Annotated in this window: 17 protein-coding genes; 15 read left to right on the top strand and 2 right to left on the bottom strand. The window is 31.1% G+C overall.

Annotated elements, in window-relative coordinates:
- The first annotated feature begins 17 nt into the window (after positions 1-17).
- Together AB8U03_RS03820 and spoIIR are read left to right on the top strand one after the other, a co-directional pair.
- Entirely contained in the window at positions 18-2,273 is a 2,256-nt protein-coding gene (locus AB8U03_RS03820) for a Ger(x)C family spore germination protein (protein ID WP_369703222.1), read from the top strand.
- 84 nt (positions 2,274-2,357) lie between these two features.
- Positions 2,358-3,002, top strand: coding sequence for a stage II sporulation protein R (gene spoIIR, locus AB8U03_RS03815; protein ID WP_369703221.1), 645 nt, complete (start codon positions 2,358-2,360; stop codon positions 3,000-3,002).
- A 152-nt stretch (positions 3,003-3,154) separates the two neighbouring features.
- Here spoIIR and AB8U03_RS03810 read toward each other — a convergent pair whose 3' ends face one another.
- Complete coding sequence (locus tag AB8U03_RS03810) at positions 3,155-4,396, bottom strand: MGDG synthase family glycosyltransferase (RefSeq protein WP_369703220.1); 1,242 nt, start codon at positions 4,394-4,396, stop codon at positions 3,155-3,157.
- Positions 4,397-4,631: 235 nt separating this feature from the next.
- Here AB8U03_RS03810 and ypeB point away from each other — a divergent pair, with 235 nt between their 5' ends.
- From ypeB to rho, 6 genes are all read left to right on the top strand, one after another.
- Positions 4,632-6,002 carry a germination protein YpeB gene (gene ypeB, locus AB8U03_RS03805; RefSeq protein ID WP_369703219.1) on the top strand — a complete coding sequence of 457 codons (1,371 nt, stop codon included), beginning with the start codon at positions 4,632-4,634 and terminating at the stop codon, positions 6,000-6,002.
- A 264-nt stretch (positions 6,003-6,266) separates the two neighbouring features.
- Complete coding sequence (locus AB8U03_RS03800; RefSeq protein WP_369703218.1) at positions 6,267-6,683, top strand: DUF1934 domain-containing protein; 417 nt, start codon at positions 6,267-6,269, stop codon at positions 6,681-6,683.
- Positions 6,684-6,899: 216 nt separating this feature from the next.
- Complete coding sequence (locus AB8U03_RS03795; protein WP_369703217.1) at positions 6,900-7,208, top strand: ribose-5-phosphate isomerase; 309 nt, start codon at positions 6,900-6,902, stop codon at positions 7,206-7,208.
- Positions 7,209-7,472: 264 nt separating this feature from the next.
- Positions 7,473-9,083: a CTP synthase gene (locus tag AB8U03_RS03790; RefSeq protein WP_369703216.1), complete on the top strand. Its 1,611-nt coding sequence runs from the start codon at positions 7,473-7,475 to the stop codon at positions 9,081-9,083.
- 206 nt (positions 9,084-9,289) lie between these two features.
- A complete protein-coding gene (locus AB8U03_RS03785; RefSeq protein ID WP_369703215.1) occupies positions 9,290-9,634 on the top strand; it encodes a hypothetical protein in 345 nt (114 codons plus the stop codon).
- A 207-nt stretch (positions 9,635-9,841) separates the two neighbouring features.
- Complete coding sequence (gene rho / locus AB8U03_RS03780) at positions 9,842-11,299, top strand: transcription termination factor Rho (RefSeq protein WP_369703214.1); 1,458 nt, start codon at positions 9,842-9,844, stop codon at positions 11,297-11,299.
- A gap of 64 nt (positions 11,300-11,363) precedes the next feature.
- Here rho and rpmE read toward each other — a convergent pair whose 3' ends face one another.
- A complete protein-coding gene (gene rpmE / locus AB8U03_RS03775) occupies positions 11,364-11,576 on the bottom strand; it encodes a 50S ribosomal protein L31 (protein WP_369703213.1) in 213 nt (70 codons plus the stop codon).
- Positions 11,577-11,941: 365 nt separating this feature from the next.
- On the opposite strand from rpmE, the gene AB8U03_RS03770 reads away from it, so the two are divergent.
- The 7 genes from AB8U03_RS03770 (at position 11,942) to AB8U03_RS03740 (ending at position 18,164) form a co-directional block, all read left to right on the top strand.
- Entirely contained in the window at positions 11,942-12,988 is a 1,047-nt protein-coding gene (locus tag AB8U03_RS03770; protein WP_369703212.1) for a DUF1385 domain-containing protein, read from the top strand.
- Positions 12,978-13,844, top strand: coding sequence for a peptide chain release factor N(5)-glutamine methyltransferase (gene prmC, locus AB8U03_RS03765; protein WP_369703211.1), 867 nt, complete (start codon positions 12,978-12,980; stop codon positions 13,842-13,844). Before AB8U03_RS03770 ends, prmC begins: the two co-directional genes overlap by 11 nt.
- A 108-nt stretch (positions 13,845-13,952) precedes the next feature.
- Positions 13,953-15,026: a peptide chain release factor 1 gene (prfA, locus tag AB8U03_RS03760; RefSeq protein ID WP_369703210.1), complete on the top strand. Its 1,074-nt coding sequence runs from the start codon at positions 13,953-13,955 to the stop codon at positions 15,024-15,026.
- A gap of 79 nt (positions 15,027-15,105) precedes the next feature.
- Positions 15,106-15,732, top strand: a complete 627-nt coding sequence (locus tag AB8U03_RS03755; RefSeq protein ID WP_369703209.1) for a hypothetical protein — start codon at positions 15,106-15,108, stop codon at positions 15,730-15,732.
- 70 nt (positions 15,733-15,802) lie between these two features.
- Complete coding sequence (locus AB8U03_RS03750) at positions 15,803-16,525, top strand: ZIP family metal transporter (RefSeq protein ID WP_369703208.1); 723 nt, start codon at positions 15,803-15,805, stop codon at positions 16,523-16,525.
- Positions 16,526-16,587: 62 nt separating this feature from the next.
- Entirely contained in the window at positions 16,588-17,640 is a 1,053-nt protein-coding gene (locus AB8U03_RS03745) for an L-threonylcarbamoyladenylate synthase (protein WP_369703207.1), read from the top strand.
- 65 nt (positions 17,641-17,705) lie between these two features.
- Positions 17,706-18,164, top strand: coding sequence for a low molecular weight protein arginine phosphatase (locus AB8U03_RS03740; RefSeq protein WP_369703206.1), 459 nt, complete (start codon positions 17,706-17,708; stop codon positions 18,162-18,164).
- The last annotated feature ends 8 nt before the right edge of the window (positions 18,165-18,172 follow it).

The raw sequence follows: 18,172 nt of genomic DNA, 5'->3' as shown, positions 1-18,172 counted from the left end.
AGGGAGGAGGCGATTGTATGAGAGATAAAGATTTTATAACTGCGTCTGGAATATTTACCACTATAATAGTAACTGTTATAGGGGTAGGTATATTTTCCTACCCAAGGGAACTAGCAAGTATTGTGGGGACTGATGGATGGATTGTAACTATAATGGCAGGATTTGAGACTTATCTCTTGATTTATATAGCCTATAGAACTCTTAAATCTAATGGATATAATAAGTTTAATATAATACTTGAAGATAATTTTGGGAAAATATTAGGAGGAATTTTAGCTGTTATATTTGTTGCATATAATGTATTTACTATATCAATTGGTATGAGAATATTTGTAGAAGTTATAAAGATGTATTTACTTGAAAAAACACCTACAGAGTTTTTGATAATTGTAACCATACTTTCTGGAATTTATCTTGTAAGAAGTGAATTGGAAAATCTAATAAAATTCAACGAAGTTTCTTTTTGGATAATGTTTATATCTGTAGGTCTAATATTGCTGTTCACTTTAAATAAAACAGACTTTACCAACATTTTACCTGTACTGTCCAATAAGCCCGATACCTATTTAATGGCACTTAAAAGTACAATATATAGTTTTGCAGGAATAGAGATAATATATTTGATTGGACCATTTGCGAAAAATAAATTGCATGTAAATAAAACAGCCATAAAAAGTATTGTGTTTATAACGTTGTTTTATGTTATAATTGTTGTCTTTTCACTGGCTATTTTTTCTAAAGAACAGACTAAAATTTTACTATGGCCAACAATAACTATGATAAATTCTATAAATATAAACGGAGCCTTTATAGAAAGGTGGGAAGGAGTAGTTATGGCCATATGGGTTATATTTTATTTTACTACCTTTTCCAATATATACTATTTATCATCTGATATAGTAAAGGATGTGTTCAGGCTGGGAGATGTAAAGCTTTCATCAGCCCTAATAGCCCCAGTTATATATATAATAGCCTTATATCCCCAAGACATAGCAGAGCTTTATAATATAAGCAATAAGTTTATACCTCCGCTTTTTATATATAGCTTGATTGTATTGCCTATAATCATACTTTTGTCTGGAAAGATCAAGAATATGGGAAACAGAGGCAAGGCCATATCTCTACTATTAATTTGTATTATATTAACTGGATGCTGGGATAAAGTTGAAATAGAAAGAACAGATCTGGTATCCATAATGGGAGTAGATGCAGGAGTGGATATAGGAAAAACAAAGGAACTGAAAAATATAAAACCAACAGATCCGATAACTTCTATAGATTTGAAAAAATTTCATGTGACTTTTGGTATTCCTGATTTAAGTAAATTAGAACCAGGTAAGGGAGATGTATCACAGGATAAATATATAGATGTGGATGGATATTCGATTCAAGATGCAGTGAGTAATGCCATAGCCGAAAGCAGTAGATCCATAAGATTTAGTCATGTGAAGATATTGATATTAGGCGAAAATCTAATGAAATATCCTGACTCGGTAAAGGAAGTTATTGATTATCTTCAAAGAGAGCCTTCTCTAAATAGAAATATATACATAGTTATGTCAGATGGAGATGCAGAGAAATATGTAAAATTTAATACTCCTGCAGAAATCAGCGTTGAAAATTATATATTGGGTATGGTTGAAAGTGATCTTAAAAATAGTACGGTTGTTCCTGTGACCTTAAATGATTTTTTAATTGAAATGAGTGAAGATGGGAATAGCATAGTGCCCAGGATTGTTGTGGATAAGGACAACAACAATATAAAAATATCAGGTACTTTCGTCATAAAAAATTTTGCACAGAAAGGAATTCTAAATTCAACCCAGACGTCAAATATAGAATTGCTAAAAGGTACCTTAAGGGGCGGGAAAAAAATGATATATGTAGATGAACATCCTCTGGATATAAGAATCGACAATACCAGCAGAAAAATAAGGGTGCTTCAGGAAAATGGAAAGTTAATATTTAATATAGATTTAGATATAGAAGGTCAGATAAAAAATTATTATACCGACAATGAAACTTTTTCGGTGGATAAGTTGAATCAAATTGAACATGATTTTAATGAAGCCATAACGAAGGAATGTAAAAGTGTAGTAAGGTCTACTCAAAGAGAGCTGCAGGTTGATCCTATAGGATTCAGGGAATATGTAGAGAAATATCATCCTGGTGTATGGAGACAAGTAAAATATAAATGGGATGATACTTATAAAAATGCAGTTGTAAATATAAATGTCAATACAAAGATAAGAAGAATTGGTGTAACAAAATAACATGATATGAGTGAATATAACTTAAATATATGTCAATAATTACTAGTAAGTTAGAAGATAATTAGAAAAAGTGGGGATGAGATTATGAAAAAGGTTTTATTGATATTTATTATAAGTATTTTAAGTGTATTTGCTTCATATTCTTTTTTAGATGAAGTAAAAAGTAATGATATACAAAATGATATGGCAGCCAGAATCATAAGATTTCATGTTATAGCAAATAGTGATTCAGAAAGTGACCAAGCTCTTAAATTAAAAGTGAGAGATAAAGTATTAAAATATATAGCTCCTAAGTTAAAAAATTCAAAGAATATAGAGGAATCCAGAGAAATTTTAAAAGAAAATAATGAAAAAATATTGAAAATAGCCAGCAGTGAAATAAAGGAAGAAGATTATAGCTATAAAGTTAAGAGCACTTTATCAAAGGTGAACTTTCCCATAAAAACTTATGGAAATATAACTCTTCCCCAGGGAAGATACGAGGCCTATAGAATAGTTATAGGTAGTGGAAAGGGGCAAAATTGGTGGTGTGTTATGTTTCCACCACTATGCTTTGTTGATATTACAAAGGGACAAGTATCTTATACACAAACGGAAAATGAGATGAAAAAAGTCCTGACACCAGAAGAATATAAAATGGTAGATAATAATTCACCGGGATTAAATAAGAAAAAAGATATAAAATTAAAATTTAAGATATTAGAAGTACTGAAAAATATGGGAGTGTAGAATGACATAATATACGGCAAATAATAACCTTAAAAATATAATATATACAAGTGGGCTCTACAGATATTAAATTTTAATTGGTTAAGTATATGTAGAATCATGTTCTGATTAGCCCTCACTTGTATTGCAATTAAAACTGTAATTCATATTAATTAATTTCCTGCAAATAATTTTTGGGCAGTTTTCAAAAAGTATTCTTCCGCAGATTTTAAAAATGTCTTAGTGGTATCTTTAGTATAGTTTTTTTTACTTCTCACTAAAGTTGTTTTAGCCAAATTATTTTGTATAAGCCAATTAATTAAATCAAATATATCATTTACAGCATATGGTTTGGCAAACTTACTGCAATTTTCACCTATAATTTTCAGCTCATCTTTAGAGTCGAGGAGTTTTTCAATATTTTCTTTACATTTACTTATATCAGTTAAATTTACGGCTAAATTATTTTTTAATAAAAATTGAGCATTTTTTTCTTCTTGACCGGGTATGGGAGAAAACAATCCAAGAGGTATCTTGCATATTAAAGCTTCGGAAATAGTAAGTCCACCGGGCTTAGTTAAAAGAAGATCACTAGCCTGCATATACTTGTTTACCTGGTCAGTAAAGCCTATAATACGGGTTTCCTTAGAGGAAGACATTTTAATTTTTAAAAGCTCCGAATAAAGTTTCTTGTTTTTGCCGGTTATAATTATTATTTGAATGTCTTCATTGACCCTATTGAGTTGCTTGTATATATCTGCTATTTTACCCAGGCCTAAACTTCCACCCATAACCAAAATGGTAAATTTTAATTGGGATAAATTTAAACTCCTCAGTGTATCAGATTTATCATAACTTATATTAAATTCAGGTCTAACAGGTATGCCCAAATTATAAATGGTGTCCTTAGGTATTCCCTTGGATATCATTTTATTTATCATGTCCTTATTAGAAATCACGTAGGCATCTATATAAGGGTGAAGCCAGGAACTATGAGAATAATAATCAGTAATTATACACAAACAAGGTATATTTATATGGTATTTTGATTTCAATACAGACAACATTTCTGTAGCAAATGAATGAGTAGATATCAATATATCAGGCTCAAACTCATCTATAAGGGGAAGAAGCTTATAGGTCAGAGCTTCAATAAGTTTTGAACTTATGGTAGTTGTAATTGTATAATCACCTTCTGAATACCTGTATAGTTTTCCGTATAAAGAAGGAGATACCTTTAAGGACTTTAAGTAACTCCCTATTACTACCTTATCTATTATTGGATTTATATATTTTAAAGTATCAATAATTTTTATCTTTGAAGCCGGATCTCTTAGGGATATGTAACTTTTTAGTCCTTCAGCAGCATTGCCATGCCCTCCCCCGGCAGAAATTGAAAAAAATAAAACTTTCATCTAATCACCTTCTGATTAAGTATGTAATCTTATTATATAAAATGTAGTGAAAATAATAAACTCATTTAACAAACATTTAAGAAAAAATTAATAATAATCATAAAATAGTATTAGCTTTTATAATTATTATTAAACTAATAATACATAACAATTGGATAAATGCAAATAATATAAACAAAGTAAGAGATTGAGGATTTAACATATAAAATTGTCTGTAAGAAAGAGGTGCGGCTCCGTGAAGATTGCAAAAAAAAGAATTATATATACAGCCTTGGTAACTCTAATCGTAGTTTTTTCAAGTACTTTTGCAGTTCTTATGACTCTGGAAAGAAATGATTACAGAAATTATTTGCAGGGTGAATATGGTAAGAGTATGTATGAATTAATAGATGCAGTCCAAAATATTAGGGTAAACTTGACAAAAGCAGCCATAGTTGGATCAAGAGAACAGTCAATAGTTGTTTTTGAAGAGATATTTAGATATTCTGCCATAGCCAATGATAAGCTACATTCCCTTCCAGTATCCCAACCCACCATATCCGATACCAGCAAGTTCTTATCTCAAACTGGAGATTTTTGCTATAGTTTAGGTAAGGCATCCAGTAACGGAAAACAATTAACTGATGGGGATTATAATAATATAGAAAGATTGAAAAAACAATCTATTGTTTTGGAAGGACAACTAAAGACTACTGCTGACGATATAAACCAGGGAGAGGTAAAGTGGGGTGAAATAAGAAAAAAGATCACTGGTGCATTTGCTAAAGGCAATGATAATTCCATATCTGAACAATTTCAAGGAATACAGAAGCAGGTAGTTCAATATCCTGCATTGATTTATGATGGACCATTTTCAGATAATGCACTTCAGATAAAACCTAAAATTAACTCTCAAAAACAGATTACTCAAAGTGAGGCAGAAATAATAGCCAGACGAGTAATAGGAAAAGAAAAGATAGAGAGTTTAAATGTATCTTCAATTAAGGGAAAAGCTGATATAGATGTATATAGATTTACTGCTGCCCTTAAAGATAGGACTAGAAAAGAAGATAGGGTGGTATGCGAAATAAGCAAAAAAGGCGGGAAGATATCTTATCTAATAAATGATAGAGCCATAAATAATAGCTCTATGGATATAAAAAAAGCCGTAAGTATTGGAACAAAATATCTAAAAAACTTAGGATATGATAATATGATTCCTACATATTCACTTAAATATAATAATATAGCAGTCATAAATTATGTGTATAATCAAGATGGCATATTGATATATCCAGATCAAATAAAATTAAAAATAGCTTTGGACAATGGAGATATTATAGGTATAGAGGCAGACAAGTATTTAATATCTCATAGTGAGAAGAGAAAAATATCAAATCCTAAAGTGAATTATGAAAAGGCTAAAGAAAGAGTTGGGAAGAGATTAAATATAACAAGTAAGAGGCTTGTCATAATTCCTTCAGAAACAAATGCAGAAATACTATGTTATGAGTTTTCAGGCAATTATAATGGTGATAATTTTAAAGTTTATATAAATGCTGAGACTGGGTATGAAGAAAGGATAATTCAAATAATTAATACTCCTAATGGTCAATTGACCATATAGTTTAACCCATGGCTATCATTGCTATTCCCCATCCCCCTAGGTTTCGTGAAGTTGGGGATAAGCAATGATATGTCTTTGGATAAATCTTTCTAAGTTTGAAAATAAATAAAGATACTATACATTTAAATATATAAACCAATTTGATATAATAAAATAAGTTTTAAGGTTTGGTTTATATATAATGATTACTAAATTCAGTATATATAGGTATACTGAAAATATTCTATAATATAAAATTGAAAGAAGGCAGGTGAAAATTTAATTATGAAGAAAAGGGCAATTATATCTGTATCCAGTAAACAATCTGGTGATGATGAAGTCATAGAAGTGGTAACTCCCGGAGATTTTTATAAAAAAAATGATTCCTATTATGCGGTTTATGAAGAAACCCAACTATCTGGAATGGAAGGGACTACTACTACCTTAAAAATAAAAAATAATAAATTTTCTCTTATAAGGATGGGAAGTACTAATGCCAACATGGATTTTAATAAAAATCAAAAGAGTATGTCTATGTATAAAACACCTTACGGAATTATAGAGTTGAAAATAAGGACTAATGAAATAGATATAAATGTAAATGAAGATGGGGGAGACGTTATTATTAATTATAGCATGAGTCTAGCAGGACAAGCTACACAAGATACACAGTTAAAGGTAAATATAAAAACTCAGGAATAAAGATTTAACGATAGCAAAGCATATCTCAGAAGTCAAAAATTAAAAGTGAAAAATTAAGAGTAAAGGAGAAATTTTCTCGACCTTGCTGCCAGCTTTTAACTCTTCACTCTTGATTTTTAGTTTAAAGTTTTATTTTTTTGATTATTTTTTGATTAAAAGTTTCATATTGTGGCAATTAATTAAATATATAGGTAAGTGTCGAAGAGGAGGATACATATGAGAAAATATTTTAACGATAAAGAAAAAGTGTATTCTAAGATAATTGATATATTGTGCAAATATAAAGGATTGACTAAGGAAGAGCTGTTTGAAATTCTAAAAGATGAATCCTGTAGATATTTATTTTTTTTACTTGTCAATAAATATGAGTGTTGTGATTTGGATATATTGAAAAGAGATTTTCCCTCTGTAAAAGGAAATAATATGAAAAATAATATAAAAAGAGCAGAAGAAAAATTGTTATTGAACAAACGTATAAGAGATATGTACTTTGAAGCAGAAGAGGTAATAGATAAGGTGAAATAAAATAAATATTTTATAAAAGCATAAAAAACCTAGAATATAAATAAAAAATGTGATATTATATTAAGTATGTTTTTAGACAAAACATACTATTTTATATTATAAAGGTAATTTTTATTATAAAACTAATTAAATATTTTGTCAATGACAGATGAAGACTTTTTAATATTATTTATGTTTTTCCAAATAACTTATTAAAAAACATATCATTTAGATTTTACCAGGATAAAAAACAGGGGGTGACACTGCTTTTAAAAGCAGAAACTTATGAATACAAAATATATATTTGTAACTGGAGGAGTAGTATCTTCACTAGGAAAGGGAATAACGGCAGCTTCATTAGGACGACTTTTGAAAAATAGGGGGCTTAAAGTTTCAATTCAAAAATTTGATCCATATATAAATGTAGATCCAGGTACTATGAGTCCCTATCAGCACGGAGAGGTTTTTGTTACAGATGATGGAGCAGAAACGGATTTGGATTTGGGTCACTATGAAAGATTTATAGATGAAAATTTAAGTAAAAGCAACAATGTAACCACAGGAAAAATATATTGGTCAGTTATATCAAAGGAAAGAAAGGGAGAATACTTGGGAAGCACAGTCCAAGTAATTCCACACATAACCAATGAGATAAAGTCCAGGGTATATAGGGTGGCAGAGGAAAAAGATATTGATGTAGTTATAACAGAGATTGGAGGAACAGTAGGAGATATAGAGTCATTGCCTTTTTTAGAAGCTATAAGGCAGATAAAATATGACGTGGGCATAGAGAATGTGTGTTTTATACATGTTACGCTGGTTCCTTATTTAAAAAAATCAGGAGAATTAAAAACCAAGCCTACCCAACATTCAGTTAAGGAATTGAGGAGTATCGGAATACAGCCGGACATAATAGTATGCCGTTCAGAAAAGGTAATTTCCAATGATCTAAAAGAAAAGATAGGTTTGTTCTGTAATGTGGAGAGAGATTCTGTAATTCAAAACTTAGATGCAGAAAATTTATATGAGGTCCCACTGATGCTTCATAAAGAAGGATTGGATGATTTGGTATGCAGAAAATTAAAGCTAAAAACCAGTAAGATAGATAATACTGAATGGATTGACATGGTAGATAAAATAAAAAAATTATCAAAGAATGTAACTATAGCTTTAGTTGGAAAATATGTAGAACTTCATGATGCCTATATATCTGTAGTTGAAGCGTTGAATCATGGAGGATATGCCAATGGGGCAAATGTGGATATAAAATGGATAAATTCTGAAGATGTTACTGAGGAAAATATAGAAGGTTATCTGAAAGATGCAGATGGTGTATTAATTCCAGGAGGATTTGGCGATAGAGGAATAGAAGGAAAAATATTGTCTGCAGGATGGGCTAGAAAAAACAAGATACCTTTCTTTGGTATATGTTTGGGTATGCAGTGTGCCGTAATAGAATTTGCAAGAAATATTCTTGGTTACGAGGGAGCGCATAGTTCGGAGATAAATCCTGATACTAAATATCCTGTTATAGATTTGATGCCGGATCAAAAAAATATAGATGAAAAAGGTGGTACCATGAGGCTGGGGGTATATCCATGCAAACTTTTAAATGAAAGCAACTCTTTTAAAGCTTATGGTGAAAAAGTTATATATGAAAGACACAGACACAGGTATGAATTTAATAATTTTTATAGAGATAAGTTAGAGAAAGCAGGATTGGTACTTTCTGGGGTAAGTCCCGATTTCAAGTTGGTGGAAATTGTAGAAATAAAAAATCATCCTTGGTTTGTAGGGGTACAGTTTCATCCAGAACTTAGATCCAGACCAAATAGACCACATCCTCTATTTAGAGAATTTATAAAAGCATCTTTAAACTATAAGAATAATGACTAATTGTTAAATAAAGTCCATTTTATAATTATATTTGGTACATATATTCTTATGATATGTACCAATTATAATTGTAAAAATAAAATAATATAATGAGTTTTTATGAAGGATTTTGGAGATATTTATAGAAATATAAATAATATGATTTTAATTATTCTTAATTAAAATCATATTAAAAAGCTGATGAATATTCATGGGAGGTGAGCTTTGTGATATTTCAAACAAATATAAGTATTGCTGTTAAAAATTTGGAAGAAAAGTATGATATTAAAAATTTTTCCATATTTGATGTGAATAAGATCAATAAGAGTTTCACCTCTTTAAAAATAAACTTTATAAATAACAAAACATTACTTATAGGAGTTAAATGTGAATTCTGTGGGAATGTTCACTACTATAAATATAATATCAATCACTTGATTAAAAAAGATATTATAATTGGGGGCTGCGAAGTGTTGGGTTTCCCAATTTTATATATAGGAAATTATAATACTATAAAAAATAGAATTTCAAGGCATAATGAAATCGTGGAAAAGACATATGCACTTATATGATATTTTTAACTGTTTTTGTGATTGTCATAAAATAATATGGATTAAAGTGAAAAAAAGGGGTATAATGTATCCTGAAGTGTAACCTTTCTATATAGGAATTCTTTACTTATAAATATGATATTTTCATATTATATTTTCAACTTTATTTTAAAAATTTCCCAAGATTATGTTATAATATAAAACTAAATAATTGTGAGGTGTTACTTTTTGAACAATAAAGATATAGACAATATGACAGTTGCAAAATTAAAAGATATTGCAAAAACCTTGGAGATAAGGAACATATCTAAATATAAAAAGTCTGAATTAATTGAGGAGATAAAAAAGGTTTCTCCTGCTTATATAAATAAAGGTGGTATTGTGCTTAGAGAAAAAATAAGTCCTAAAAAAGAGGAAGTAAGCAAGCACAGGGAGCAGGAGCATAGTATAAAGACATCAGATGACAAAGCTCATGAAGCTAAATCGCAGGAACAGAAAACGAATTGTGATGAAAAAAGAGAAAAACTTAAAGAAATGATAAATGAATCAGATAGTGCAAGAGGGGTACTTGAGATAATTGAAAATAATAACTATGGATTTTTAAGAGGGAAAAATTATCTCACAGGTCCTGATGATATATATGTATCACCATCTCAAATAAGGAGATTTAATTTAAAAACCGGTGATGAGGTCTGTGGAAAAGTCAGAATTCCAAAAGAGGGAGAAAAGTTTAAGGCATTATTATATGTTCAAGAAGTAAATGGAGAGAATCCAGAAAGAGCAGTTGGAAGAAAACCTTTTGAAACCCTCACTCCTATATATCCTAATCAGAGATTAAGATTAGAAACTCAAAGTTCAAATTTGTCTACCAGGCTTATGGATATAATATCCCCTATAGGTAAAGGGCAGAGAGGAATTATAGTTGCTCCACCTAAGGCAGGTAAAACTACTCTTCTAAAAAAAATAGCCCAGAGTATTTCAAAAAATCATCCAGGAATAAAGCTTATAGTTTTACTTATAGACGAGCGACCAGAGGAAGTTACTGATATGCAAAGATCCATAAATGGTGAAGTGATTTATTCTACTTTTGATGAAGAACCGGAACATCATACTAAGGTTGCCTATATGGTGCTTGAGAGGACCAAAAGAATGGTAGAGCAAGGTCAGGATGTAGTAATACTTCTGGATAGTATCACCAGACTTTCCAGAGCATATAACTTGACTATAACTCCAACGGGCAGAACTCTTTCAGGAGGATTAGATCCAGGAGCACTTATAATGCCTAAAAAGTTTTTTGGTGCAGCTAGAAATATAGAAGAAGGTGGAAGTTTAACTATACTTGCCACTGCATTAATTGAAACTGGAAGTAGAATGGATGATATGATATTTGAAGAATTTAAGGGTACTGGAAATATGGAAGTACATTTAAATAGAAAGCTTCAGGAAAGAAGAATATTCCCTGCCATAGATGTGTATAAATCTGGTACAAGGAGAGAGGATTTACTTTTTGAAAATCAACTGGAAAGGGAAACTGCATTTAATATAAGAAAAGTATTATATGATGATAATAATACTCAAAATATTACTGAACAGTTAATAAATTTGTTGGCGAAGACCAAGAATAATATAGAGTTTATGAATATTGCCAGTAAAATGGAATTGAATAAATCATTTGATAAACGTTAAAACAAAAACCTGCCTTTTAAATTAAAAGACAGGTTCTATAATAAAATGATACATCTTATTATAATTATTCTTCATTTTTTAAATTAAATTTCTTTAAGAATCTATCAACTCTTCCACCAGCATCAATTATCTTTTGCTTACCAGTAAAGAAAGGATGGCATTTAGAGCATATTTCCACTTTTAACTCTTTTTCCGTTGAACCAGTTGTAAAAGTGTTTCCACATGCACACTTGACTACCGCATCATGATAGTATTCTGGATGTATGCCTTTTTTCATATTGTTCACCTCTTTCAAGTTTAAATGACAAAACTCTAATTTTAACTTCTGTATTATAACATAGGCATGAAACTAAGTCAATAAAACGGGTAAGCAAGCTAATTTATTTTGTAAAAATAAAATCTATACTTTAATATGCACTCTACCTCTGTTAGAATATATTTGGTTATATAAAAAATTTATCCGAAGGCTGTTATTGCTAACACCCTGAGTTTCGTAAAGTTGGGGATAAGCGATACTACGCCCCTGGATAAGTTCTTCTAAGGTTCAGATACGAAAAGTATTCCTTATGAGCAAACTCTACCTGAATCTAAGAATCGCTTGATATTAAAGATTAAAGAGGATTATGATGAGAGGTGAATACAATGTCAAGAAAAACATCTGTTGGAGGGCAAGCCGTAATAGAAGGAGTTATGATGAGAGGAATGCATGGTATAGCTACTGCTGTGAGAAAGTCCAATGGTGAAATTGCAGTCAATAGGGAGGAAAACATACCCTATAGTAAAAAAAATAAATTTTTTGGACTGCCCATTATAAGAGGATTTGTATCTTTAATAGAATCACTGATTATAGGTATAAACACGTTGAATTATTCAGCATCTTTTTTTCAAGAGGAAGAAGAGCCTACGAAATTTGATGATTGGTTTAAAAGTATATTTAAAGAGAAAAGTGAAGCCGTACTCATGAGTATAACTTTTCTTGTATCCCTTGGGGTAGCAATTCTGCTGTTCTTTATTTTCCCAACTTTTGCAGCAAATATATTTAAAAGATTTGGAGTATACGGCTCTGTAAAACTTAATATAGTTGAAGGTATAATCAGAGTATCCATGTTTTTGATTTATATATTTTTGATAGGCAAGATGTCTGATATAAACAGGGTATTTCAATATCATGGGGCTGAGCATAAAACTATTTTCTGCTATGAAAATGAAAGAGAATTGACTCCGGAAAATGCCGAGAAATTTAGTAGGTTTCATCCAAGATGCGGTACAAATTTTTTGTTTCTGGTAATGATAGTAAGTATAATACTTTTCTCACTAACCGGATGGGGGAGTATCTGGCAGAGAATTTTGTACAGAATAATTTTATTGCCCTTAGTATCTGGAATCACTTACGAACTTATAAGGTGGATGGGCAAAAGTAATGGATTTTTATCCAGGGTTTTATCATATCCTGGACTTATGCTTCAAAAACTTACTACAAAAGAACCTGATTACAGCCAGTTGGAAGTGGCAATTGTGGCATTGAAGTATGCAGAGGGAATAGAAGAAGAAAATGAAGAAAGTAAGTATTGTGAAGATGGACAAATAAAAAGTATTATAAACGTGGATAAGGATGGAGTACAGCTGGAAACATGCAGTAAATACAATAAAATGAATTCAGTGAAAGTAGAGAATTCTTATGGAAAATAGAATAAATGAACTTTTAAAATATGGATATGAAATTTTAAAGGATAAAAAAATAGATAGTTATGTTTTAGATGTACAGCTGCTCTTGGGAAAAGCCATAAATAAAGATAGACTATTTATATTTATAAATGGCAATTATGAAGTTACCAAAGAAGAGGCCGAAGATTATTATGGATATTTAAAATTAAGAGAGAAAAAAATGCCTGTAAAATACATATTGGGAGAGTGTGAATTTATGGGGATGAACTTTCTGGTAACCCCTGGGGTGCTAATACCCAGACCAGATACTGAAACTTTAGTAGAACAGGCCTTGCAGGAAATAAATGGCGGCGGTATTTGTAATATATGTGATTTATGCTGCGGAACTGGAGCAATTGGATTGTCTATAGCCAAATTTACAGATAATGTAGATGTAAAATGTTGTGATATATCTCCTATGGCCCTGAAGGTTACAGCTGAAAATATAAAAAGATTTTCTCTTCAAAAAAGAGTACAGGTAGTGGAAAGTGATTTGCTTCAGTATTTTATTAAAAACAAGGTAAAATTTAATATGATTGTATCAAACCCGCCTTATATAGAAAAAAATATGATAGACAAATTAATGGATGATGTAAAAAACTATGAGCCCTATGAGGCACTTTGCGGAGGGGAAGATGGGCTGGAGTTTTATAGAAAAATAGCTGAGGAAAGTCTGAAAGTTTTAAATAAAGGTGGAGTACTTATGCTTGAAATAGGATATGATCAAAAGGAGAAAGTAAGCTGTATATTGAAAAAAAATGGCTTCCAAAATATATCCTGCATAAAAGACTTATCAGGAAAGAATAGAGTAATTAGGGCAGTATTGGGAAAGGCATTGTAGAATAAGGTTTAACAAGTATTTTACTGTTTTTCAGGTTTATTGCTATAGATAAAAATGTTATGATATAATAATATATTGTGAAAATATTTATACGGAGTGATAAAAATTATGTTAGAAAGACTTAATTTCATAGAAAATAAATACGAGGAATTATCCATTAAGATAAGTGATCCTACAGTTATGGAAAATCAAAAAGAATGGCAAAAATTGTGTAAGGAACATGCTGAAATGGAAGAGATAGTTATAAAATACAGGGAATACAAAAAAACTGTTCAGGATTTAGAAGACAACAAAGAGATGTTTAAAGAAGAAACAGATAAAGAAATGAGAGAGATGGAACAGGAAGAGATAAAAAAGCTTGCAGAGCATATAGATGAAATCGAAGATGAATTAAAAGTCCTTCTTATTCCTAAGGATCCAAATGATGATAAAAATGTATTTGTGGAAATTAGAGGTGGAGCAGGAGGAGAAGAGGCAGCTCTATTTGCGGCAAACCTTACAAGAATGTATACAAGATATGCAGAACGTAAAGGGTGGAAAATAGAAACCATAAGTTTAAATGCCACGGACATAGGTGGATTTAAGGAAATTGTATTTATGGTGAAAGGAAAAGGAGCTTATAGCAGATTAAAATATGAAAGCGGCACTCACAGAGTTCAAAGGGTTCCAGATACAGAATCCAGCGGGAGGATTCATACTTCTACTGCAACTGTAGCAGTACTTCCAGAAGTTGATGATGTGGATATAGTAGTAAATCCCAATGATATAAGGATAGATGTTTTTAGAGCATCAGGTCATGGTGGACAGTGTGTTAATACTACGGATTCAGCAGTTAGAATTACGCATTTACCAACAGGCCTTGTAGTGTCCTGTCAGGATGAAAAATCTCAGCTTAAGAATAAGGAAAAAGCCATGAAGGTTCTTAAGTCAAGGCTTTATGAAAAGGCGGAAGCTGAAAGGAGTGCAAGTATAGCAGAAGATAGAAAGAGTCAGGTTGGCACAGGTGATAGAAGTGAAAGAATAAGGACTTATAATTATCCTCAGGGGAGAGTTACGGACCATAGGATAGGAATGACTTTATATAAACTGGATGCATTTTTAGATGGAGATATAGATGAAATAATAGATGCCCTTATAACTTCAGATCAGGCTGAGAAGATGAAAGCCATCGGAAATAACTAATAAATGAGATAGTGGTGCAATATAAATTATTAGACGAAAGGAGCTGAAATAACCGTTAAATTCCATCTGACGGGAAAGCATGAATATAGATAAAACTATTAGAAAGCAAAAAAGATCTTATAAGATATTTATGCTTTCTATATGTCTTATTTTTTTTATACTCCCGGCATATCTTATCTTAACAAGTAAATTTTATACATTTTATATAACCTATCTTATATTATTGGAAGTGCTTATTTTTTTAGCAGTTATTATAAAAATCAATAATTCATTGCTGAACTTTACTTATGATGGGTATAAATTAAAAATAAATATGGGAATAAAAAGTGGAAGGTTAAATATAATATGTGATAAAATCGTATTGGTACATGTGGAAGAATATACACAAAGAAATACAGAACAAGATGGATTTAGAATTATACTCCTTTCAACCTCTAAATTTAGAAGCGATAGGATGATACCCATACATAGAGGATTTCTTAAAAAGCATGCTTATATTGCCCATGAATATAATAAACTTAAAGTTTTACGTCCTGAGGACAAGTTTTACTACACTATAATAAAAAGAGGTGAACTGAGTAAATACCCATTTTTGGATACAGTTTATAAAAGCTGTGTTTATGCCTGGTTTACCCAAGCAACTATAGAAAAGATAAAATGTTATAGACAGAACTCAGAAAATTATATCATAAGGAGTAAAAAATAAAAATATAATTCATATATTATAGAATTTTAAAATAAACATGAAATATAAGTAATAAATATAAGGTGATTTTTTGAGTGCAAATTTGATTGACATAGTGGCAATAGGGAGTTTGGTATCCCTTACAGGCACTATGATAGGAGCCTCTTTGGGAGTTGCAGTGAAAGAGCCGTCTAATAAGTTACTGGGGTTTATAATAGGATTTGCCGGGGGTATAATGTTATCGGTAGTAGTGTTTGACTTGATTCCTCAGTCTATTGAAAAATGGAGTTTTGGTTTAACTATAGCATTTGCAGTTTTGGGAATTGCAATCATTGCAATAATTGATGAGAAGGTAAATATAAACAGTAACAATAAGCATATGAAAATGGCATTTATGGCTTCACTGGGTCTTATGATTCACAATTTCCCGGAGGGAATAATAATGGGATGTGGATTTGCAGCAGGCAGTACTCTTGGTTTAAAGATGAGCATTATAATTGCAATTCATGATATACCAGAGGGAATTGCTGTATCAGCACCACTTATGGCATCTAGGGTAAGGGTTCCCAAAATACTTTTTTATGCATTTATTACAGCTTTTCCAACAGCTTTAGGAACTTTTGCCGGTACATACATAGCAAATATATCTCAAAACGTATTAGGTGCATGTCTTTCCGTTGCATCAGGAATAATGCTGTATGTTGTATGTGGAGAGATGATACCGGAATCTTCAAAATTGTGGGAAGGTGCAACAAGTACACTTGGTACCCTTTGCGGTATTATTTTAGGGCTTGTAATAATACGGGTATTATAAAATTTAAGCGATTTTAAGATACAATAAACTTATAGTTTTAAATATAAAAGGTGGTTTGTAAGATGAATACAAAAATAAAGATGATAGATGAAAAAAATTTGGATGAAGGCATTATTGAAGAGGCTGGAAAAATGATAAGAGATGGTGGACTTGTAGCCTTTCCAACAGAAACTGTCTATGGACTTGGAGCAAATGCTCTTGACCCAAAAGCAGTAAAGAAGATATTTGAGGCCAAGGGAAGGCCTCAGGATAATCCTTTAATCGTACATATATGGGATATGAAACAGATAGAAACCCTAGTGCACGATATACCTGATATAGCCTATAAATTTATGGAAAAATTTTGGCCTGGGCCTATGACTTTAATTCTTCCTAAATCATCTATTATTCCGGATGTTACCAGTGCATCCCTTCCCAGTGTAGGAATCAGAATGCCATCCAATATAATAGCTAGAGAACTTATTAAGAAATCAAAAGTTCCAATAGCAGCACCTTCTGCAAATATATCCGGGCGTCCAAGTCCCACGGATATGGAAAGATGTATAGAAGATCTAAATGGAAAGGTGGACTTTATATTGGGAGGAGAAATGTGCCAGGTAGGAGTAGAATCTACGGTAATAGATTGTACAGTGACACCAGCTTGTGTATTAAGGCCAGGGGGTATAACCCTTGAGATGTTAAGAAAAATAGATAAAGAAGTTTATATCGATCCGGCAGTGATGAAAAAACCAAATAAAAATATAAAACCTAAAGCACCTGGAATGAAATACAGGCACTATGCTCCAAAGGCACCGGTAAAAATAGTTAATGGAGATTTGAAAAAAACTATTGCAAAAATCAACGAAATGGTGCAAAATTATATAGATGAAAATAAGGTAGTTGGAATAATTGCTACAGATGAAACAAAGGATTTTTATAACAAAGGATTGGTAATATCTTTGGGCAGTAGGAATAATATGTTGAGCATATCTAGGAATCTATTTGAAACTCTTAGAAGTTTTGATGACAAAAATGTGGATGTTATATTAGCCGAAGCATTTGAAGAAAAGGGTATAGGAGTGGCTGTAATGAATAGGTTAAATAAATCTGCTGGTTTTGATATTACAAGAGTATAAAAAATATTTCATCATTTAGCAGACATTAGTTTATTTGGACACTTGAGCTTTGGGGGGATTGATTTATGAAAAATATACTGTTTGTTTGTACGGGTAACACCTGTAGAAGTTGCATGGCAGAGGCCATATTTAATTCTATGTGTGATATAATACATATAAGAGCTTCTTCTGCCGGTATGGCGGTATTGGATAACAGTATAACTTCTAAAAATTCTGCATTGGTTATAAAGAAAAATATAAATGTAGACATAAGCAATAGAAGGGCTGTCCAGGTAAATGAATATATGGTAGAAAATTCAACGATTATTTTGACAATGACTTCATATATAAGAAATGGACTGCAAAAGAGTTTCCCTAAATTTAGAAATAAAATATATACTTTAAGTGAATTTGTTTCTTTAGGGGAAGACATAAAAGATCCTTTTGGAAAGAGTATAGCCGAATATGAACATACTTATAGTCAGCTGAAAAATAGTATTTTGTTGTTATTAAACAAATTAAAGGAAGATACGGGCATTAATTAGATGTTATT

The sequence above is a fragment of the Clostridium moutaii genome, from assembly GCF_041205085.1.
Lineage (GTDB): Bacteria > Bacillota > Clostridia > Clostridiales > Clostridiaceae > Clostridium_B > Clostridium_B moutaii.
Note: the sequence above shows the minus strand (reverse complement) of the source record. Positions and strands in the feature narration are given on the sequence as shown.